The sequence below is a fragment of the Microvirga medicaginis genome (genome assembly GCF_052658925.1).
On the sequence record NZ_JBQWEL010000004.1, the window covers coordinates 1 to 17,974 of the forward strand.

Sequence of the window (17,974 nt, forward strand, 5' to 3'; positions counted from 1 at the left end):
TGCAGCAGAAATACCAGCGCTCGTGATGACTGTAGCGGCAAGCAAACCAAGAAGACGCGTTTTCATGAGCATTCATCCCTAGTGCGAGGAGTCGCAGTAGAAGAGTATGTCTCATCGCGAAATTCTGGCTATGGTAAAGCTGCAACACCGCCAAGTTTTAAGCCTCTTTCTGATGTATTTTGCTGCCCGAACCCTGCGTAAACTTTTTGTTAATACATTGAGGAATTTGACTCGCTGGGAGTTGCGTGTCCTACTGATGCTGTCTTGGGAGCGATCCAAAGGCGAGGAGAGACTAAACCCTGCCCGTCGAGGGGCAGGGTTTTTTATGACCGCTGTCTGTATCCTGTACGGACGTGGCTAAACTGGTACATGCAAGGGACTTAGATTCCCTCGCAGATGCTACTCGCGCGACACACCGCCACCTCCGGAACCATCAGTCGGCCCACCAATATTTGGCCTGAGAATCGGCAAACCGTCAGGTCCTCACAGTAGACACGCCGATCGTTGAAAAGCGCTAGAGCCTCGGACGAAAAAAGTGGAATCCCCTTTTTGGGATTCATCCGATGCTTACGCTTTATGCTGGCGCATCGTTGATTGCGGAAAACCGGGTCCACTTTTCGCTACCGCGGCCCTTCGGGTCACTGACGCGGCCCTGCGGGTCCGCACGATGCGCTAGCACGCGTCGTAAGCTGACAGACCTAAGGGCAACATCGATCTATGCCGTTTCGCCGCCCAAGCGAGAAGGATGCGTCTAGAATCGTACGCTATCGAGAGGCTGCGGCGCTCCTCACCTGTTCCGCCCTGCCTTGCCCATGTAAGAAAGAGCGAATGGATGAGCGATCGACCCCGCCAGAAGTAGCTCGCGGGGTGGCTCCAAACGAATAGTGCAGCGTGTTATTGCGCCATGGAGGCTGTGTGGGTTTTCAGAGCACGAAGCGTTGAAGGCTCAAGTTCCCCAGTGACGCGGAAACCTTTGGCACGTTGGAACGCTTCAACGGCTTTACGAGTGCTGGGCCCTAATAGCCCGTCGGCTTTCAGATCTCCGTACCCAAAATCGGCAAGCGCTTCCTGTGCCGCTCGTATCTGTTCCTTCGAGAGAGGATCTGTCGATGCTGTGCTGCCCGTGATGCTGTCCGCTTTTGCGCTTGGTCGGTTCGATAATCCAGCTAGTCGAGCGCGCTCCTGTTCTATCGCCTGACTAACACTCGCTCGCAAAGAATCCAAATCCTGCAGCTCCCGTATGGCTGCCTCAATTTGTGTCTGCATATTTTGCAGATTCTGACCGGTCTGATTTCTCTGATCCCGTTCCCGCGCGAGTTGATCGCGCTCTGCACCGATTGTCTCGACCTGTTCTCTAAGCTGCGCAATCTTGGTCTGTACAGCTTCCTCTTCTGAGCCAGATGATAGTGCCGAATACGCAAATAACCCCCAGCCGACAACCGCTACGGCCAAAAGGCCTTTGCTCGCGGCTTCGATCTGCAATCCAGCTTTGTAATATCTGTAATCCATTATCTCACTCGCGGGTTTTTCGCTTAGAAACCTCACCGAACTGGTGCTCACGTCCGCTCCGCAATGGGCTCCGGTTGTGACGCAAATTGGACAGGCCGATACCTCCATGTCGGCGTGGTTAACCGACCCTAAACGGGAACAATCAGTCAAAGCTGGCGGGGCATTTTTAGGACAGGAAATTAAGTCGGGGAGCGAGGCAGCCCCCTCGGTCCCTTTATGCCACTTGGCGTGACCTAGTCCCGCGACATTCTCTGCACATGGTTCTTCCAAGGGCCTCGAAATGGGCTATGATCCGGTCGAGGTAACCCCTAGGGAATATTGGCATGGTGATGCTCTACACGATGACGGGGTTGGTCGGCGCTCTCGTCAGTTGCGTTCTGCTCTGGCCTTACGGAGCGACATTCGCTCTTATCAGCATGCCATTCGGAGGAAGCCTGTTTACGCTCTTGGCTGCGATTTTGATTTACGTGCGAGCGCCAAATGAGCCCGACTCTGGTGATAAATCCTGCGGATGAAGTGGATCAGTTTCGGAAGGTGTTGTTGATCAGCAGTTGCCGGTCCATTGAGGCAATCGAATTCACCTGGATGGGCTGATAGTCGATGATGATGAAAGCTGAATTTTGCGGCGTCAGCAGGCGGTCCTTTACCAGGTCTCTGATCGGCTCGCTTGCCATGTCTTCTTCCTGTTTCTGCAACTAATCTTAAGCTCTTCAAGGCGAATTTGACCGCTCGCCGTTCATCTGGAAGGGGTCTTTCTGGCGAGCGCTTTACACTCTAACTCTCCGGCAAATCGTCGAAAGCCATGTTCTTACGAACCCGGTGTTCGTGTTCGCAGAACGGCCTGGCTGCCCGAATCCGTGGGGATCGATTACAATCAGCAGGAACTGCCCTTCGCCGGTCGGACGTGAACAGGAGCATGCCCATGGACAACAGCGTCATCGAGAACCCGACAGCTCACCGGTTCGAGATGGTCATCGGAGATGCCATCGCGGCGGCCTATTACAGACTGGAGAATGGCAACGTGGTGCTTACCCATACGGAGGTGCCCCAGGAATTGTCCGGCCAGGGAATCGGCTCCAGGCTCGCTGAGGGCGTGTTTCGGTTGATCCGCGCGAGCGGACGCAAGGTGATCGTCCGGTGCTCCTTCATGGCGGGATGGGCCAGCCGCCACCCTGAGGTCGCAGATCTCGTCGTCGGCTGAGCGTGGCCCCGGCCCTCCTGGCGAGCCGACCTGGTTCCCCAGATCGCTGTGGCTCTTTCAGAATGATGCGCATGCCATCAAGGTTGACGATCTCAGCCACACGCTACTGTCCGTCGTCATCCACCTTGGGCATCGCGACACTCGACGCGCCGGCATCCGGGAGACCGGGGACCACCAAGGAGAGTGTCCAGATCCTCGCGCCGCCACGACGGCGACATGATTGCTCCCAGCGCGTCCGTGGCCACGATCGGCAGGCCCTATGGCGGTCACACCCTTGATGATACCGGCAAGGAAGAAGGCTTGGCAGATCGAGAGCATGAGTCACACGGAAAAATTCGGACATGCTCCCATGGCCCATGGGCAGATGAGCGGCACAATTGAGCCAAGCGTTCCGGGATTCCGCCGAGATCGATGACGGCAGTCTCGCCGTCCTTCCGCGAGCCGAAAGCGAAGGTGCCGGGGAAGTGGCCGGAACGCGACTCAAAGCCTTGCGTTACGCTTGGTGCAGGTTGCCGACAAAACCTGCTTTGAGCGTTCTGGAGGGCTCCTATGGTGAATGTAGCCGATACCGGCAGCCAATCCACTCCTGACAGGGAGGGGAACAAGTCTGCGGATTGTCCCCCTGACAACAAGTTGCCCGAGAACTCGAAGGAGAATCTCGATGCAAGGCTCGACCATGCTATCGAGGAAACCTTCCCAACCAGCGATCCGGTCTCGGTGACCATCACTAAAGGCGCAGGAACCGTCCCTCATGGTCAGGAGGTTTCTCCAGCATCAACCTTGAAGCAGCAACCCGCTCCAGAGCAAGACACCAGCGAGCACCTTCTTGATCAGATGCGCGAGACGCTCAACGATGTCGCCGGGAGTGCCGCTGGAGCAGCCGAAAGCGTGTACAGCCGGGGCGAGCGCTACGTGCGGCAAGCAGGCGAATACTATCCGCAGGCCGAACGATATGTTCGTGAGGGGCAAAGCCTTGTGACCCGGTACATAACGGGAAGCCCGTTGCTCTCGCTCTTCATGGCAGGTGCCATTGGCTACGCACTGGCCTGGATGATCCACGGCGAGCGGCGCGATCGGGAGCCTGGCATACCGGATTACGGACGAACGAACCGTGGGTATGTCCCCCACCGTAGCAAACGGCGCCTGTAGGCATACTGACAGCGATTGAGACGCACACCAGCATGGAGGCCGAACAACGGCTCTGATCGGAACACCAACCAGACGCACACCTCGCATCGCAGCATAGCGGAATGCGAGGTCGCCAGGGGCATCGAAGTCGTTCGCACCCAGAGAGGAGACGCCATATGGCCCAGACTGATACCGCCGCCAACACCAATGCTCCCGGCACGATGACCGGCAAGCCCTTGATCGAGAGCGATCGGGTTGAGGGAACCGCTGTGTATGACCCGCAGGGTAACCATCTCGGCTCGATTAAGCGGCTGATGATTGAAAAGATCAGCGGCAAGGTTGCCTATGCTGTGATGTCGTTCGGCGGCTTCCTCGGCATGGGCGAGGAAGAGCACACCATCCCCTGGAGCAAGTTGACCTACGATACCAACTTGGGTGGATATCGCACAGATATCACAGAGGAGCAGCTACGCGGTGCCCCAGGTTTCTACCGAGACCGTGATGATTACGACTGGTCAGATCGGGAGCGCGAACGGGAACTGCACGACTACTGGAGGACGCCCTACTACTGGGGCATCTGACCTTGAGGTAAAGACGTTCGCCAGGGGAGTCCAAACGCTCCTCTGGCGATAAGGTCAAAGAAGGAGAAATGAGAAATGCCGGGTCGACTGCCCGGCACGACCGCCAGCCTCGTGCTGGATAAAGCGAGGGTACCGTAGCTGCAGGGCTCCTGCACAAGCGACATCATGGATGCGAACAATCCGCCCCCTCCAGCGGACACGACCCAATGGCCGCCGAGGTCATCTCCCAACGGCTCTACGACTGGTCCAAAACGCACTGGCCAGAGGTTGCGGCAGTGCGGGTCAGTGAGGCCCCGAAAACCTGGGCGGAATACCATCCATGAAATCAGCATCCGCATCAGTGAGGTCTTCGGCCGATCGTTCAGGAGATGGTAAGATTGCCGGCATCCTCTTTGCCTTGCGAAACAATCCAGCGGTGGAGATACACGAACATCGTTGAGGATGAGCTCGAATGACCAAGATCCCTACCGCTCTCGAGGCCCTGAGGCGTATCGCCGATGGCAGCATGACCTGCGAAGCCCTTGCCCGCGCCTGTCTGGAGCGGATCGCAGAGCGCGAACCCGCGGTGCACGCATGGCAGCACGTCGAGCCGGATGCGGTGCTCGACATGGCGCGCCGCATCGATCATGTCGGCATGGGGCCCCTGAAGGGACTGCCAATCGGCGTCAAGGACATCATCGATACGGCGGACATGCCGACGAGTTACGGCTCGCCCATTTACCAAGGATACCGGCCGGCGCGGGATGCCACCTGTGTGGCACTGGCGAGGCATGCTGGAGCACTGATCCTTGGCAAGACCGTAACGACTGAATTTGCCTATTTCCAACCCGGCAAGACGCACAATCCGCATGACTACGGCCGGACCCCAGGCGGTTCGTCCTCAGGTTCGGCCGCTGCAGTTGCGGATGGCATGGTATTGCTGGCTCTCGGCACACAGACAGCCGGCTCTGTCATCCGACCAGCGAGCTATTGTGGCTGTGTAGGCTACAAGCCGACACAAGGCCGGATCGACCGCACAGGTGTGCGGCCGTTTGCCGACAGCCTCGACACGGTCGGCGTCTTTGCCAGGACAGTGGAGGATGCCGCCCTTTTTGCCTCGGTCCTCGCAGGGCGGCCAGGACTGCGTATCGAGAACCAGTCTATCCGCCCACGTATAGGCCTGTCTCGAACCCATGAATGGGATGCAGCTGAACCTGCAGCGGCGGCCGTTTTGGAAGAAGCGGTCAAGCGCCTGCAAGCTTCTGGACTGGATATACGCGAGGTGGTGCTCCCGGAAGCTTGGCGAGATCTGTTCGAGGCGCAGAAGATCATCATGGCATATGAGGGGGCCCGAGCCTGTGCGCCCGAGATGCTGACCAAGCCGGATCGCCTCAGCGCCAAGCTTCGTGAAATCCTTCAGATCGGTGCAGCCATCTCCCCCGAAGATTACGACAGCGCCCAATCTCTTGCGGCCGAGGCACGGGCCCGCATGGCTGACGTGCTGGACGACTTGGACGTGTTGCTCACCCCCAGTGCGCCGGGTGAAGCGCCCCAGGGACTGGAGGCAACCGGCGATCCAGTCTTCAATCGCGTCTGGACGTTGCTGGGAGCGCCATGCGTCAATGTGCCGGGCCTGACCGGGCCATCCGGAATGCCCATTGGCGTCCAAGCTGTCGGTCGCATTGGCGACGATCAGCGCACGTTGGCGGCTGCCGCGGCAATCGCTCGGGTTCTATCAGTCAGATAGAGAATCGGACCCACAAATGGAGCCCATTTTTGGATCCGAGCCGACTTGTATCGGAGGTCGCTATCCGATCAGCTTCAAACCCTTAGCGAACCTTTGCCAGTTCGCCACGTAACCCATAGCGGATGCACGCAGCCTCTCGGTCGCGTCCGCATCCAGTGTCCGCACGGCTTTCGCAGGCGCGCCGACAATGAGGGAGTTGTCAGGAAACTCCTTGCCCTCGGTCACAAGCGCATTGGCTCCGACGAGGCAGTTCCTGCCGATGCGCGCGCCGTTCAGAACAGTGGCCCCCATGCCGATCAAGGAGTTGTCACCGATCGTACAGCCATGCACGATGGCATGGTGCCCGATCGTGACGCCCTCGCCGATGGTCAGAGGAAATCCCTCGTCGACATGCAGCATCGCTCCTTCCTGAATGTTGGTTCGATCGCCGATGATGATCGTGTCGTTGTCCGCTCGGATGACGGCGCCGAACCAGACACCGACTTCATGCCCCAGACGAACGCGCCCAATGACATGAGCGTCAGGTGCAATCCAATATTGGCCGGCTGGTGGCAATGCGGGCTTTTCACTATTCAATTCGTAGATCGGCATCCTACTTCCTCTCTGCTTTCTCTCGTCCACCAAGCCAGCTTGCTGACCTTGAACAATCACCGTACCTAGGCCGAAGCAGCCCGTCGCATTCTCCTGGTCTGCGGCTGTGCATCTTCTGCACTCTCTGCAAAGCCGGCGCGCTCCACCTCCTGGCGCTTATGCCGCAAATGCCGGCGAAGAATGTGCGAGAGCCCCACACCATCCCGTCGTTGCAGGGCGTTCAGGATTGCCTCGTGCTCCTGCACCGCCAATTCCCAATGAGTGGGAGGCATGGGGGCTACGAACCGCGCCCGCCGAATGCGCGACGTCACCGACTCGTAGAGCGAGGCCAGCACCGCATTGTCGGCTGCCTCGACGATCGCTTCATGAATCGCCCGGTTGCAGCGGTAATATTGCGGGAGGTCCCTGTTGCGGTAGTGCGAGACCATTTCCTCGTGCAGACCCGCAATTCGCTGGACCTGCCCGTCGCTGATGCGCTGGCAGGCGAGTTCTCCGGCAGCAGCTTCCAAACTCTCGCAGACTTCGAAGAGATCCTGCACGTCCTTCTGCGTCAGCTTGGCCGCTCTTGCCCCCCGGTTGGGCAACAGAACCACATAACCTTCGGCAGCGAGGACCTTCAGCGCCTCGCGCAGAGGCGTCCGGGAAATCCCCAGCGTCAGGCACAGGTCCCGCTCGGGGACGCGCGCACCGGGGGGAATCTCACCCTCCATCAGCATGTGCCTGACCCGGGACACCACCTCATCGTGCAACATTGCGCTTTAATCCTTATGCGTTACCCGCCTCACTCGGTGTTGCCGATGGTATCAGGTAACGTCAAGGCCCATCCAGTTTGAATGCAATTATGCCACATAGATCCCAAATTTCATTATTGCAATCTTGCATTTCAGATGTTTTGAATTCAAACTCAAACTGCTCGACATCAACATCTCAGGAAGCTCCTGCATCCGGGCGATGCTGGCATTCAGGGATTGACGGAGTCGAGATGACAGGATCGAAACTGCCAATGGATACGACAACGATGCCGACCACCACGCCGAGCGATGAAATTCTCTATGAGCGACGCGATGGGGTGGCGTTCGTCACCTTCAACAGGCCGCAGGCCCGCAACGCCTTCACCTTCGCCATGTACGAGCGCCTTGCAGAGATCTGCGCCGAGGTCAACGAGGACCGGTCTGTCCGAGCTATGGTTGTCACCGGTGCGGGGGGCAAGGCCTTTGCGGCCGGCACGGACATTTCCCAGTTCCGCGCATTCGACAGCCCAGAGGACGCCCTTGGCTATGAGAGCCGCATCGACCGTGTGTTGAACGCCCTTGAGACCTGTCGTGTGCCGACGATTGCTGCCATCGCGGGGGCCTGCACAGGCGGCGGAGCTGGCATTGCAGGCTGCTGCGATCTGCGGATTGCCGCCGACAACGCGCGCTTTGGCCTGCCGATTGCCCGGACACTCGGCAACTGCCTTTCCATGTCCAACTACAGCCGGTTCGCTGCCCTGATCGGCCCTGCCCGCCTCAAGGAGATGATCTTCACGGCCCGCCTGGTCGAGGCTCCTGAAGCGCTCCAGATCGGCTTGGTGAGCGAAGTCGTTGCCGACCCGGCCGCGCTGATGTCACGCGCTGAGGAGCTCGCCCGTACCGTCGCGGGCCATGCTCCCCTCACCCTACAGGCCTGCAAGGAGGCGTTGCGTCGGCTGCGGCCGACGATCCCTCCGGGTCAGGGCGAGGACCTGATCCTCATGTGTTACATGAGCCAGGATTTCCGCGAGGGCATCGACGCGTTCCTCAACAAGCGCCCTCCGAATTTCAAAGGCGAGTGAACTGCCCCTCGCTTTCCCGTTTCCCCCAACTAACGACAGATCGATCCCGACATGACGACGACGCTGCTTCCGCTTTTCCATGTACACCCCAAGACAGCGGACAAGGTTTTCCTGGAGACGGCAGACGGCGGCACACTCACCTACCGGCGCTTCTTTGCGATCACTTCTCGCCTCGCTCATGCCTTGAGAGGCTGCGGAGTGAAGCCCGGCGATCGGGTCGCCGTTCAGGTCGACAAGTCACCTGAAGCGCTCGCCCTTTATGTCGCCTGCGTACGGGCCGGAGCCGTCTACCTGCCGCTGAACACGGCCTATACCGCAAGCGAAGTCGATTATTTCGTCGGCGACGCCGAGCCGCGCCTCGTTGTCTGCCGTCCTTCCGCCCAAACCGAGATCGGCGCCATTGCCGCCAAGGTCGGCGGCTTGGCCGAAACCCTAGGAACGGCTGGGGACGGAAGCCTTATGGTGCTTGCAGCCGATCAGCCTGAGACCTTCGAGGATCACCCCGCTGGCCCAGACGATCTTGCGGCGATCCTCTACACCTCCGGTACGACAGGGCGCTCCAAGGGCGCCATGATGACCCACTACAATCTGACTTCGAATGCTCTGACGCTGGTCGATTACTGGCGCTTCACGGCGGACGACGTGCTCCTCCACGCCCTGCCGATCTATCACACCCATGGATTGTTCGTGGCGACGAACGTGGTGCTCGCCGCCCACGCCTCCATGCTTTTCCTGCCGAAGTTCGATGCCGACGAGGTGGTCCGGATTCTGCCGCGGGCCACCACCATGATGGGCGTTCCCACCTTCTATACGCGTTTGCTGGAGCATCCGGATTTCACCCGTGAACGCACTGCGCACATGCGCCTATTCATCTCGGGATCAGCGCCGCTCCTGGCCTCGACCCATGACGAGTTCTCGGCGCGCACCGGCCATGCGATCCTTGAACGCTACGGGATGACCGAAACGGGTATGAACACCTCCAATCCCTACGATGGTGACAGAATCGCCGGAACCGTGGGTTTCCCCCTGCCCGGTGTCGAATTGCGCATTGCCGATCCCGAAACGGGCCGCCAGCTCGGCACCAGCGATATCGGCATGATCGAGGTGAAAGGCCCCAATGTCTTCAAGGGCTACTGGCGCATGCCCGAGAAGACCGCGTCCGAATTCCGGCCGGACGGCTTCTTCATCACCGGCGACATTGGGAAGATCGATGAACGCGGCTACGTCCACATTGTCGGACGAGGCAAGGATCTCATCATCACGGGCGGCTTCAATGTCTATCCGAAGGAAATCGAGCTCGCCATCGACGCCATCGAAGGCGTGCAGGAATCAGCGGTCATCGGTGTGCCGCATCCGGATTTCGGCGAGGGCGTGACAGCGATCGTGGTCCCCTTGAAGGACGCCGCACTGACCGAGGAAACGATCATGGCGAGCGTGCGTGACAAGCTCGCTAAATTCAAGCAGCCCAAGCGCGTGCTCTTCGTGAACGAGCTGCCACGCAACACCATGGGTAAAGTCCAGAAGAACGTGCTGCGCGAGCAGTACAGCACCCTTTACGAGCGCCGCCAAGCTGGCTGACAGAGGCGTATCTGTGTCCTGAAGCCAGTGTTGCGACAATAGACGAGGATATGATGGGTCCACTCAATGGAATGAAGGTCATTGATCTGACGCACGTCATGGCGGGGCCGACCTGCACGCTCATGCTCGCAGACATGGGCGCAGACGTCATCAAGGTAGAGAAGACGCCCGATGGAGACGATACGCGGCGCATGCTGCCTCCGAAGATTGGCGACGAGGCCGCGGCGTACATGATGATGAACCGCAACAAGCGCGGTATCGTGCTCGATCTGAAGACCGACGGAGGAAAGAAAGTCCTGCGTCAGCTCGTGACGACCGCCGACGTGCTCGTCGAGAATTTCGGACCTGGCGTCATGGAGCGCCTTGGGTTCGGATACGAGGATCTCAAGAAGGAGAATCCCGGTCTCATCTATTGCTCTCTCTCCGGCTTCGGCCGGACCGGCCCCTACAGGGATCGGCGCGGTTTCGATCTCGTGGCTCAGGCCATGAGCGGCATCATGAGTTTCACGGGCGAACCCGGCGGAGCGCCCGCCAAATGCGGTCCGCCGCTCTCGGACATCACGGCCGGCATTCTTGCCGCCATGGGGATCCTGGCCGCTTACGCCCATCGTCTCAAGACTGGCGAGGGTCAGTGGGTAGAGACCTCCCTTTTCGAAGCGGCCCTCGTTCAGACCTACTGGCAATCGGCGATTGCGCTTGCAACCGGTATCGCCCCCAAGGCCATGGGATCGGCGCATCCGCTCAACGCCCCTTACCAAGCCTTCCAGGCGGCGGATGGTTGGATTGTAGTCGGTGGCGCAAACCAGAAGAACTGGCTGCGCACGCTTGATGCCATCGGCGCACCCGAGTTGGCCGATGATCCCCGGTTCAGGACCGGTGCCGACCGCATGGGGCATCTGCCCGAACTCGAGGCGGAACTCGCAGAGCGCTTCCGCGGCAAACCGGCAGCGTATTGGCTCGAGATTCTCGACGAGAAGGGTGTTCCCTGTGGACCTGTCTACGACATGCTGCAGGCCCTCAATGATCCTCAGACCGCCGCTCGCAAGATGCTGGTCGAGGTTGAACATTCGGCACTCGGTCCCGTCAAGACATTGGGCCTTCCCGTGAAGTTCTCCAGCACGCCAGGTGACGTCCTCAAGGGCGCTCCCGTCTTTGGCGAGGACACGCGCGAGGTTCTTACACAAGCCGGGTTCTCGGACGAGGAGATCGAAGCCTTCAAGAAGGAGGGTGCCGTGGTTTGCGCCGCGATCGATACTCAGGTAGAGCCGCGGCAAGGAAGCCAGGATCCGGAGAAGATCGCGAGAGAGGCTCGTTACCGCCCTAGCTATGGGTGATCCCGCCGGGATCATCTTTTCGGCTTGGTGCATCGCTCTTTGCGGAAAACCAGGCCCACTTTTCGCTGACACGGCCCTTCGGCTCACTGACGTGGCCGGCTGGGTCCGCACGATGCGCTAGCGTGATTGATGACGGAACCGACCAGCCCTTTCAACGGCCTCGGCCATATCTGGGGAAAGCCCGAGTGACTTTGCACGTCCCGCTGCTAAGAGGTTTTCCCTTCACGATCTCCACTCCCGCGCATAGAAATAGGTACGTGATTGCGGGAAAGGGCATCGCCAATATCAGTGCGATCCGCGTCGCTGTTCTGCTCAAGGCCAAGATGGAGACATCCGAAACTTCGCTGCGGCACCGGTGCAGTAACTCGCGTGAAGAATCAGGCAAAAACCCGCGAACGCCTTCCCCGTAATCGCGCGACGTCAGGCATTCACATTTAAACGTCGCATCATTTTCAATATAGACTTGGATCTAACCCTCGCACGGCCCCTCTCGATGCGTTGGCGCCGATTCCGTTTGACCCCCTTCATGCATCGAAGATGGCGACAGCAGATCTGCCCTGTAGAACAGGCAGCGATGCCGCTGCGAGCCACCACCCGCAGCGGCATCGCCCTCTTCCGTCAGTTCACTGTCTTGACGTGGCCAAGGCGCAGCATGTTCGCGCGTCTGATCAGGCCGGCCCAGAGTGGCCATGTCAAAAGGAGCGTTGCCAGAATGGTGATGGTGCTCACGAGCGGGTTCGAGAAGAAGATGCTCAAACTGCCTTGTGACATCAGCATGGACTGGCGGAAGGCATCCTCAGCTTTGTCGCCCAGCACGAGAGCCAGCACGAGCGGCGCAATGGGGTAGTCGAGTTTCTTGAACACGTAACCGACAACACCGAAGATGAAAGCAATCCAAAGATCGGGCTTCGATGAGGCTACCGTCCAGGCACCAATGAAGCAAATCACGATAATCAGCGGCCCGATGATCGCAAAGGGTATGCGCAGGATCGACGCGAAGAGAGGCACGGTCGCGAGGACAAGGACCACGGCCACGACGTTGCCGATATACATCGAGGCGATGAGGCCCCAGACGAAATCAGGTCTTTCGATGAAGAGCATCGGCCCGGGGTTGAGCCCCCAAATCATCAATCCGCCCATCATCACGGCAGCGGTGGCAGAGCCCGGAATGCCCAATGCTAGCATCGGCAGCATAGCGGCCGTGCCGGCGCCGTGATCGGCGGCTTCAGGCGCGATGACGCCCTCCGGTTCACCGGTTCCAAACCGGTCACGCCGACGCGAGAACCGCTTGGCGAGACCATAGCTCATGAAAGACGCTGCCGTGGGCCCGCCCGGCGTGATCCCCATCCAGACGCCGACGAGGCTCCCCCGCAGCAGCGCGACCCAGTACCGAGGCATACGCACGAGTGTCTCTATGACGCCAGCGAGGCTCACCTTCGCCTTCACACCGTCGAATTTGAGCCCCTCCTCCATCGTGAGTAGAAGTTCGCCAACCCCGAAGAGACCGATCACGACAATCAGAAAGCTGATGCCGCGCAGCAGCTCGTCGAGGCCAAAGGTCAGCCTCAGGCTGCCGGAAATCGTATCCATTCCGACCGTTGCGAGTGCAAAGCCCAAGAGAATGGAAACAATCGTCTTCGAAGGCTGCGCACCCGACAGGCCGACAAAGCTCGCAAAGGCCAGGAAATAGACGGCGAAGAACTCAGGCGGTGAGAACTGGAGTGCGAAGCTCGTTACCCAGCCTGACAGAAGAGTGGTGACGATGACCCCCATCATCGCGCCAAACCCCGCCGAAAGGAAAGCGAAGGAGAGTGCTTGGACAGCCTGCCCCTGCTTCGCCATCGGATGCCCATCGAAGGTCGTGGCGACGGAAGACGGCTCGCCTGGAATATTGAACAGGATTGATGTGGTGGAGCCGCCGAACAAGGCTCCCCAGTACATGCTAGTAAGAAGAATGATGGCTCCAACCGGATCCATCGTGTACGTCAGCGGCAGCAGGAGCGTCACTCCGTTCGGAGCCCCCAGCCCCGGCAGCACGCCAACCAGGATACCGAGCAGCACGCCAATCATCATCAAGGCCACGTGCTGAAAAGTCATTGCAACTGCGAAGCCATGAAAAAGCGACTCAATGTTGGCCATGGGACACCTCAATAAAGCCCGAGCAGAGCTTCGAGCGGGCCCGTCAGCAGGGGCACCTTGAACCAGATCGGAAAGATGAGCCGCATCGCGACAGCAACAGCAAGCGCGAGGCCGATGGCGTAAACAGGCCGGTAGCCTCCCTGAAAGATCATGACGAATGCGAGATAAAGGATCGTCCCGACATAAAGGCCAAGAAAGGACGAGACGATCACGAAACCCAAAATCGGCAATCCGAACGCAAGAACGCTCCGCATCTGCACATTCGTGACGAAGACGGAATGATCGGCGCTGCGACGCCGGAGGGCGATAACGAGATTTGTGAGACTCGCGAGGACGATGAGCACGCCAATACGGAATGGGAAGTAACCTGACGCGGGCCCGGAGTCTCCCCATCCGATGTCATGCTCGACAGCGCCCCACATGACGGCTATGCCGACAGCTCCGGTGACAAGCGCCGTTGCCACCTCCATGCTTATGCGCGATATGAGCGTCCGTTCGTTCATCACCGAACCTACCTCCTGTTTAAAAGGATGAAAGGCACGGTCGTTGCCCGTGCCTTTCACAAGGACCTGACGGTTCAGTTCACGAGCCAGCCTTCCTCCTCATAGACCTTGCGGGTGCGCTTCTCGTCCTCCTCAATGAAGGTCTTGAGCTCGGATCCGGCGATGAAGCGACCCGTCTGCGCCGTCTTGGTGAGGTAATCCTTCCACTCGGGAGTTTCGGTTACTTTTTTCAGGACGTCCGCCCAGAAGTCCACAGCCGCCTGAGGTGTGCCCGGAGGAAGCGCAACCGTGCGCGGCATCTGGTACGACTCGATGCCTGCGCCCTGCTCCTTGCAGGTCGGGATGTCGTGCCAGCTCTGCGTCTCCGTGACCTTCGGCCCCGGGGCCATGCGTTCTTTCGAGAATACGCACAGCGCCTTCAACTGGCCGGCCTTCCAGTGACCCACGCTTTCGCTTGGATTGTTGACATGGGATTGGACGTGCCCGCCCGTGAGCTGGACTGAGGCCTCGCCGCCGCTTTTGAACGGAAGGTAGATGAACTTCGCCCCCGTATCTTTTTCGATCAAGCGCGTGAGGGTCTGGTCCGTATCCTTCGACAGAGCCCCCGCCATCTTGAAGGTGCCGTTAGCTTCCTTGGCCGCCGCTGTGTACGACTTATAGTCTGTGTATGGAGAGTCGCCCTTCGTCCAGAGCACGAACTCGTCGAACACCATCGCGGCCACGGGCATGAAGTCAGTGTGCTTGAACGCCACTTTGGCAACCATGGGCAGCGTGTAAAGGTTTGACGTTCCGAATGCGAGCTTGTGGCCGTCGCCTTCGGCAGCCTTCACATAAACAAAGGTCTCGGCTCCGCTGCCGCCGCCCTTGTTCGCAACCAGGATCGGCTGGTCGATCAGATGGTTGTTTTGAATCGCCAATTGCACTGCACGTGCAAAGATGTCCGTACCGCCGCCCGGACCAGCCGCGCCGACAAACTCCACCGGCTTGGTAGGTTTCCATTCGGACTGCGCCAATGCCGGCGCAGTCCCCAGCGCCATCGCCATGGCAGCAGACGCGAAGATGCCTAGCGCACGCGGCGCATCAATACCCTTCAGGATCATACTTTCCTCCTTGCGCGTGCGCCGGTGTGGCGGACGCGACGTTGTCGTTCCCCACTCGCCACTTTCTTTGAGTGGCTTTGCCGTTATTGTTTTATTGTTGAAGGAATTATGAATTCAAAATTGCCCATGTGACAAGCCTTTTCTCCCAGGATTGGTCCTGCAAGGCCGAATTTTGTTTTCAGTTCCTCACTGCGGCCTATGGTGCCCGCAGCGCAACAAGGCGTCGTTTGGCTTCAGCGCCCCATCTTGCAGACGCCCGCAAGTCATCAGCCAACATCCGCTCCAGAACCTCGAATGCAAGCACCGCCGCGATCGGAATGCTCAAGCTCCTGGGCCTGTTTCGCAATGACACCCATGAGATGGATGCCAGCCCGTCTTTTCATCCTGGAGGCCGCACGGGCAAAATTCAGTTGAGCCTTTCATATCCGCTGCGCTGTCTTCCGAGCCGCACGGCTAGGCTCCGCACGCAGACTCGCGGCTGCATGTCCGGGACCGTCCGCTCGATCGGGGCAAGCGCACCGCGAGAGAGCATGCATGATCGTAGCCCCATTGTAGGCACGCACCTGAACTCCAGAACCACCTGGACCATCTCATGCTATTCAGAATGAATGCATCGCCGTGGTGCGGGAGCTTGCGAGCACCAAACGAGAGATGTCCCTGCTAACGCCGAGTATCGCCAGGGTCGGAGCAGTTTACCGATTTTACGGCGCTGATGAGCAACAGCCATTAGAACAGATCTGTCCAACTTTGAGGAGATACCCCCGACACGCCATTGTCCGCGTCATAAAACCCGAGTGAAGACCGATCCGGCATGAGATCGGCCGTAATGGACGATACTCTCAACGTAGATGAACCCACCAAGGAATCCGGCAGTTCGCCGCCCGGCGAATTGACTCGACCAATTTTGCATTCATAATACATAAGTCAAAATTCAAAACGGGCGGGTCGACGAAGCCCGCGCTGGCGGAGGATCCCATGAGCTATCAGGCTGGTCGGCACTTTCTTCAGATTCCGGGGCCTACCAACACTCCGCTGCCCGTGCTGGCCGCCATCGCAAAGCCGACGATCGACCATCGTGGACCGGAGTTCGGCCGGCTTGGCCGGGAGGTGCTCTCAGGTATCCGCACAATCTTCAAGACAACGCAGCCGGTGATCATCTATCCAGCCTCCGGCACGGGCGCTTGGGAGGCTGCCCTCGTCAATACCCTCTCGCCCGGCGACAAGGTCTTGATGTTCGAGACGGGATGGTTCTCGACCCTGTGGAACAAGATGGCCAAGCGGCTCGGGATCGAGGCGGAATTCATCAAGGGAGACTGGCGATCTGGTGTCAATGCCGACGCGATCGAGGCACGGTTGGCCGAGGACAAAGCTCACACGATCAAGGCCGTTGCCGTCGTGCACAACGAGACTTCAACAGGCGTCACCTCCAACATTGCCGCCGTGCGCCGTGCCATCGATAACGCCGGTCATCCAGCCCTGCTCCTCGTCGACACGATCTCGTCCCTGGGCTCCATCGATTATCGGCACGACGCGTGGGGCGTGGACGTGACAGTCGGTGGATCGCAGAAGGGCCTGATGCTTCCTCCAGGGCTGTCCTTCAATGCCATTTCCGAAAAGGCGCTCGCGGCGGCCAAGAAGGCAAAGCTCCCGCGCTCTTTCTGGGACTGGGAAGACATGCTTGCCATCAACGAGAAAGGCTTCTTCCCGTACACCCCGTCAACAAACCTGCTGCAAGGGCTGCAAGTGGCGATCCGGATGTTGCATGAGGAAGGTCTCGAGAACGTCTTCGCCCGTCATGACCGTGCCGCTGAAGCAACCCGGCGCTGCGTGCGTCATTGGGGCCTCGAAATTCAATGCCAGAATCCGGCGGAATACTCGTCATCACTCACCGCCGTCCGGCTTCCAGAAGGACACTCCGCCGATAACCTGCGGGCGGAAATCCTGACCCGCTTCAACATGTCCCTCGGCAATGGCCTTGGCCCTCTTGCAGACCAGGTTTTCCGGATCGGACATCTTGGCGACTTCCACGACCTCATGGTCACGGGCGTGCTCACCGGCGTCGAGATGGGGCTGCGCACATGCGGCATTCCGCATCGTTCCGGCGGTGTCGAAGCGGCCATGAGCTATCTGAGCGGCAATGCCGGACCCGCGGCGCAGGCTGCCGAATAACGTATCCGCCGATTGAGGGTTGGGAGCGGCCGAAACGCCGACTGCTCTCATCCCCCGCGCGGTCATGACAGGCAGAGGAATAAACGCGTGTCGGAGCTCTTTCCATGCTGACGCTAAAGGTCGCCCAGGAGATTATCCATGCTGCCCTCAAGGAAGCTGAAAGGCGCAGGCTGAAGCCTCTGGCCATTGTGGTTCTGGACAGCAGGGGCAGCGTCAAGGCTTCAGCCTCTCAGGATGGCACGTCGCTGCTGAGGGAGAAGGTCGCCCACGGAAAGGCGTTCGGAGCCCTCGGTCTTGGCCTCGGGTCTAGAGCGATCTTCAACCGCGCTCAGGAACAGCCCTATTTTGTTTCCGCCGTCAATGCGATTGCAGGCGGCTCGCTCGTGCCGGTACCCGGCGGCGTCCTGATCAAAGACCATGGCGGAGAGACCCTCGGTGCCGTGGGGATCTCCGGCGATGCGTCCGACAACGACGAGGCATGCGCAGTTATTGCAATCAAAGCCACGTCCTTGCAGCCGGACGCAGGCTAGCGGGTAAGGCAGACAATTGCCTTCCGGCATTCGGGTTGCAGTGAATGCCCCTCGTTTGCAAGAAGCTCTCCG

Annotated in this window: 16 protein-coding genes and 1 pseudogene; 10 read left to right on the top strand and 7 right to left on the bottom strand. The window is 59.4% G+C overall.

The window, feature by feature from the left end; all coding sequences use genetic code 11:
• The coding region (locus ACUXUR_RS07200; RefSeq protein WP_445501669.1) for a hypothetical protein at positions 1 to 201 on the top strand (201 nt) is incomplete at its 5' end.
• Between the two features lie 693 nt (positions 202 to 894).
• Here the strand turns inward: ACUXUR_RS07200 and ACUXUR_RS07205 are convergent.
• Positions 895 to 1,509, bottom strand: a complete 615-nt coding sequence (locus ACUXUR_RS07205) for a peptidoglycan-binding domain-containing protein (protein WP_445501670.1) — start codon at positions 1,507 to 1,509, stop codon at positions 895 to 897.
• 536 nt (positions 1,510 to 2,045) lie between these two features.
• Positions 2,046 to 2,183 (bottom strand): annotated as a pseudogene (locus ACUXUR_RS07210) (hydrolase); the annotation flags it as partial.
• 248 nt (positions 2,184 to 2,431) lie between these two features.
• Here ACUXUR_RS07210 and ACUXUR_RS07215 point away from each other — a divergent pair.
• From ACUXUR_RS07215 to ACUXUR_RS07230, 4 genes are all read left to right on the top strand, one after another.
• Complete coding sequence (locus ACUXUR_RS07215) at positions 2,432 to 2,710, top strand: GNAT family N-acetyltransferase (protein ID WP_445501671.1); 279 nt, start codon at positions 2,432 to 2,434, stop codon at positions 2,708 to 2,710.
• A gap of 549 nt (positions 2,711 to 3,259) precedes the next feature.
• The gene (locus ACUXUR_RS07220; RefSeq protein ID WP_445501672.1) at positions 3,260 to 3,859 is read left to right on the top strand and encodes a hypothetical protein; all 600 of its coding nucleotides are present in this window, start codon (positions 3,260 to 3,262) and stop codon (positions 3,857 to 3,859) included.
• Between the two features lie 155 nt (positions 3,860 to 4,014).
• Positions 4,015 to 4,419 (top strand): PRC-barrel domain-containing protein, encoded by a 405-nt coding sequence (locus ACUXUR_RS07225; RefSeq protein ID WP_445501673.1) that lies wholly within the window; start codon positions 4,015 to 4,017, stop codon positions 4,417 to 4,419.
• 451 nt (positions 4,420 to 4,870) lie between these two features.
• Positions 4,871 to 6,145, top strand: coding sequence for an amidase (locus ACUXUR_RS07230; RefSeq protein ID WP_445501674.1), 1,275 nt, complete (start codon positions 4,871 to 4,873; stop codon positions 6,143 to 6,145).
• A gap of 60 nt (positions 6,146 to 6,205) precedes the next feature.
• Here ACUXUR_RS07230 and ACUXUR_RS07235 read toward each other — a convergent pair whose 3' ends face one another.
• A complete protein-coding gene (locus tag ACUXUR_RS07235; protein ID WP_445501675.1) occupies positions 6,206 to 6,736 on the bottom strand; it encodes a gamma carbonic anhydrase family protein in 531 nt (176 codons plus the stop codon).
• Between the two features lie 65 nt (positions 6,737 to 6,801).
• The gene (locus ACUXUR_RS07240; protein WP_445501676.1) at positions 6,802 to 7,488 is read right to left on the bottom strand and encodes a GntR family transcriptional regulator; all 687 of its coding nucleotides are present in this window, start codon (positions 7,486 to 7,488) and stop codon (positions 6,802 to 6,804) included.
• A gap of 266 nt (positions 7,489 to 7,754) precedes the next feature.
• Between ACUXUR_RS07240 and ACUXUR_RS07245 the strand changes: the two genes are divergently transcribed.
• The 3 genes from ACUXUR_RS07245 to ACUXUR_RS07255 are packed head-to-tail and all read left to right on the top strand — an operon-like array spanning position 7,755 to position 11,461.
• A complete protein-coding gene (locus ACUXUR_RS07245) occupies positions 7,755 to 8,549 on the top strand; it encodes an enoyl-CoA hydratase/isomerase family protein (protein ID WP_445501924.1) in 795 nt (264 codons plus the stop codon).
• Between the two features lie 51 nt (positions 8,550 to 8,600).
• Complete coding sequence (locus ACUXUR_RS07250) at positions 8,601 to 10,127, top strand: malonate--CoA ligase (RefSeq protein WP_445501677.1); 1,527 nt, start codon at positions 8,601 to 8,603, stop codon at positions 10,125 to 10,127.
• Between the two features lie 50 nt (positions 10,128 to 10,177).
• Complete coding sequence (locus ACUXUR_RS07255) at positions 10,178 to 11,461, top strand: CaiB/BaiF CoA transferase family protein (RefSeq protein ID WP_445501678.1); 1,284 nt, start codon at positions 10,178 to 10,180, stop codon at positions 11,459 to 11,461.
• Between the two features lie 618 nt (positions 11,462 to 12,079).
• On the opposite strand, the gene ACUXUR_RS07260 is transcribed toward ACUXUR_RS07255, so the two are convergent.
• From ACUXUR_RS07260 to ACUXUR_RS07270, 3 genes are all read right to left on the bottom strand, one after another.
• Complete coding sequence (locus ACUXUR_RS07260) at positions 12,080 to 13,600, bottom strand: tripartite tricarboxylate transporter permease (protein ID WP_445501679.1); 1,521 nt, start codon at positions 13,598 to 13,600, stop codon at positions 12,080 to 12,082.
• An 8-nt stretch (positions 13,601 to 13,608) separates the two neighbouring features.
• Positions 13,609 to 14,103: a tripartite tricarboxylate transporter TctB family protein gene (locus ACUXUR_RS07265; protein WP_445501680.1), complete on the bottom strand. Its 495-nt coding sequence runs from the start codon at positions 14,101 to 14,103 to the stop codon at positions 13,609 to 13,611.
• Between the two features lie 74 nt (positions 14,104 to 14,177).
• Positions 14,178 to 15,203: a Bug family tripartite tricarboxylate transporter substrate binding protein gene (locus tag ACUXUR_RS07270; RefSeq protein ID WP_445501681.1), complete on the bottom strand. Its 1,026-nt coding sequence runs from the start codon at positions 15,201 to 15,203 to the stop codon at positions 14,178 to 14,180.
• Between the two features lie 975 nt (positions 15,204 to 16,178).
• Between ACUXUR_RS07270 and ACUXUR_RS07275 the strand changes: the two genes are divergently transcribed.
• Together ACUXUR_RS07275 and ACUXUR_RS07280 are read left to right on the top strand one after the other, a co-directional pair.
• A complete protein-coding gene (locus ACUXUR_RS07275) occupies positions 16,179 to 17,372 on the top strand; it encodes a pyridoxal-phosphate-dependent aminotransferase family protein (RefSeq protein WP_445501682.1) in 1,194 nt (397 codons plus the stop codon).
• 104 nt (positions 17,373 to 17,476) lie between these two features.
• On the top strand, positions 17,477 to 17,902 hold the full coding sequence (locus ACUXUR_RS07280; RefSeq protein ID WP_445501683.1) for a GlcG/HbpS family heme-binding protein: 426 nt from the start codon (positions 17,477 to 17,479) through the stop codon (positions 17,900 to 17,902).
• Positions 17,903 to 17,974: the final 72 nt, after the last annotated feature.